The 2,900-nt window shown below is 37.9% G+C and carries 4 protein-coding genes; all 4 read left to right on the plus strand.

All coding sequences use genetic code 11. The annotated features are described in order from the left end of the window. Positions 1–87 precede the first annotated feature (87 nt). Positions 88–804 (plus strand): TIGR00266 family protein, encoded by a 717-nt coding sequence (locus tag Q0212_RS10415; protein WP_297925167.1) that lies wholly within the window; start codon positions 88–90, stop codon positions 802–804. A gap of 30 nt (positions 805–834) precedes the next feature. Further along, positions 835–1,416, plus strand: a complete 582-nt coding sequence (locus Q0212_RS10420; protein WP_297925169.1) for a TerD family protein — start codon at positions 835–837, stop codon at positions 1,414–1,416. Positions 1,417–1,477: 61 nt separating this feature from the next. Beyond that, positions 1,478–2,506, plus strand: coding sequence for an ATP-grasp domain-containing protein (locus Q0212_RS10425; protein WP_297925171.1), 1,029 nt, complete (start codon positions 1,478–1,480; stop codon positions 2,504–2,506). 13 nt (positions 2,507–2,519) lie between these two features. After that, complete coding sequence (locus tag Q0212_RS10430) at positions 2,520–2,834, plus strand: TerD family protein (RefSeq protein WP_297925173.1); 315 nt, start codon at positions 2,520–2,522, stop codon at positions 2,832–2,834. Positions 2,835–2,900: the final 66 nt, after the last annotated feature.

Here is a 2,900-nt window from a genome sequence, read left to right on the forward strand (position 1 = left end):
ACCAAGTTAGTTGAATATTTTCATGGTCATCCCGATATGGATAAATGGTTTGGCTTTGGTTTTAATTGGAAAGCAGGTAGTAAATAAATGGCACAGTTTACAGTCACAGGTGAAGTTGACCCGTTTTTGCACGTTAGTTTAACACAGGGCGAAAAAATCTATTGTGAATCCAACTCGATGGTGATGATGGAAGATACCTTAGATTTAAAAGGTAAAATGGGTGGTTTTGGTCAAGCTTTAATGCGTAGTTTTGCTAATGGTGAATCGTTGTTTCAGCAACATATTGAAGCGGTACGCGGTGCAGGTGATTGTTTGTTGTCGCCTGTGTTAATGGGTGGAATGCAAATTTTAGACGTAGGAACAAGTAGCTATTGTTTAAGTGATGGTGCATTTGTCGCGGCAGAAACAGGTGTAAGTTTAGTATCGCGTATGGAGCAATTAAGTGTACAAGGTGCATTAATGAGTATGTTTGGTCAGGCTGGCGGCTTTTTTTATTCGGAGGCTTCTGGGTTTGGCAAATTAATAGTTTCGGGCATGGGCTCATTATTTACCTTAGATGTTGAACCAAACAAAGATGTAATTATTGATAATGCTCACGTAGTGGCATGGGATAGTCGTTTGCAACACAAAGTCTCTTTAGGTACCAGTCAAGGTGGTGGTTTAATGGGACGTTTGGTGAATAGTGTCACCAGTGGTGAAGGCGTAGTGTTAAGATTTTCGGGTAAAGGAAAGGTAGTGATTTGCTCACGTAATAAAGATAATTTTATTGCGTGGATGCGTAGTTCAACCGCAGGTAATGGTTAATTGTAATTTATTTAAACGTGGAGAGTAAAAATGGCCGTTAATTTACAAAAAGGGCAAAAAATTTCTTTAGAAAAAGAAGCGGGTACTGGTTTAACTCGTGTGATTATGGGATTAGGCTGGGATGTTGCCAAAAAGAAAGGTTTTTTTGGTTTTGGTGGTGGTTCTGCCGAAATTGATTTGGACTCTTCTTGTTTAATGTTTGATGAAGCTGGTCAAATGGTGGATATTGTTTGGTTTAGACAATTACAAAGCAAAGATACTAGCATCAAACATAGTGGTGATAATCGTACGGGTGCAGGTGAAGGTGATGACGAGCAAATCAGTGTTGATTTAAGCCGTGTGCCTGCACAGGTAAAAAGTTTGGTTTTTACCGTCAATAGTTTTACAGGCCAAAGCTTTTCACAAGTTGAAAATGCCTTTTGTCGTTTAATTAATGCGGCAAACAATCAAGAAATTGCGCGTTATAACTTATCTTGCCAAGGCGATCATTCTGCACAAATTATGGCGAAATTGTATAAGCATAATGGTGAGTGGAAAATGCATGCGATTGGTGAAAATGGTCAAGGTCGTACCTTTGAACAATTAATGCCACAAATTCGCAGTTATTTATAAGCGTCAGTTAATAGACCCTAAAAGAGGCGAGCTTTTCGCCTCTTTTTTTTAGAGAATTTTTATGACACGTGTCTGGTATAACAAGTCGTTTTCTTTTGTGTATAACATTGTTCAATTAATTAAACAGCAGGATGTCGCCAAACAGTTTTATTTAATCGTTAGTCATACTCAAGCACATGCACGTGGTTTGTTGGTAGCAGACGAAAGTTATGTTGAGCCAAGTGGTTTGGTGGCTAAAGCCTATGTTGATTGGTGTTTAGCCTTTTGTCAGCAACATAAGATTGATATTTTTGTGGTGGGCAAAGAAGCAGAAACCATTGCACAATATCAAGACTTATTTCGTCAGCAGGGTGTACAAGTTGTATTGGTGGCAGACAGTGACACCTTAAAATTGTTGGAAGATAAAAGTCGTTTTACCGCACATTTACCAACAGAAATTGCTGTGTTACCCGAAACGGTGACCATACAAAACTTAGCGCAATTTGAGCAAGCATATCAAGATTTACGCAGTCGTCATGATTGTTTGTCTATTAAGCCAGCTATTTCTATTTTTGGCTTAGGTTTTAGAAAAATTGATGAAAAAGGCGATTGTTTGCAGCATATTTTAAGTGGTGAAGAATATATTGTTGGTTTAAAAGAGTTACGGCAGGCAATGCTTGAGCAAAATAGCTTTGGTAAATTGTTGTTAATGGAGTTTTTGGATGGTGATGAATGGAGTGTGGATTGTTTAGCTATTCATGGACAGTTATATGCAGCGGTACAACGGCGTAAGTTTATGGCACAAAAAGGAGTGCCACGCCAATATATTGATAATAATCCTGAAATTGCCATGATGTGCCAACAGCTAACGACACATTTTAAATTAAATGCTCAGTTTAATATTCAATTTAGAGCAGGTAAAAATGGCATTAGATTGTTAGAAATTAATGCAAGACCTTCTGGAGGTATGGCGATGTCTTGTGTTGCAGGTGTAAATTTACCGTATCTATTATTGCAATCATGTTTAACCTCGAATTTGCCACCAGTGACCATCAAGGTTGGTCAGTATGTCGGTGAAGTTAATATAGCACTTGCCTTAAATCAAATATGATGAGGATATAACAATGGTATTAAGTTTAAAGAAAGGCGAAGCAATTTCTTTGCGTAAAGAAGAAAATGACTTGTCACAAATCACCATTGGTTTGGGTTGGGATATGGCCGACCCTGTACAAAAAAAAGGCTTTTTAAATGCCTTGTTTGCAGAGGTTTTAGATGACCCAAGTAAAAACACAGAGGACTATCTTATCACTAGGGCAAAAGAACTCGTTACACATGAAATAGAAACATTAAAGTTGTTAGCAGAAAAGGGTAAGTTAGACATGGAACAAAAAAATGTAGATCAAGTCACGAATATACGCAAACAGTTCCACGTGAAATAACTAAGATTTGATTTTATTGGCTATCTCTAAGAGGTCTTTTTGTTCTGCTGGTTTAGCGAGGGACTG

Source organism: uncultured Agitococcus sp. (assembly GCF_937920075.1).
In the GTDB taxonomy this organism is placed as follows: domain Bacteria; phylum Pseudomonadota; class Gammaproteobacteria; order Pseudomonadales; family Moraxellaceae; genus Agitococcus.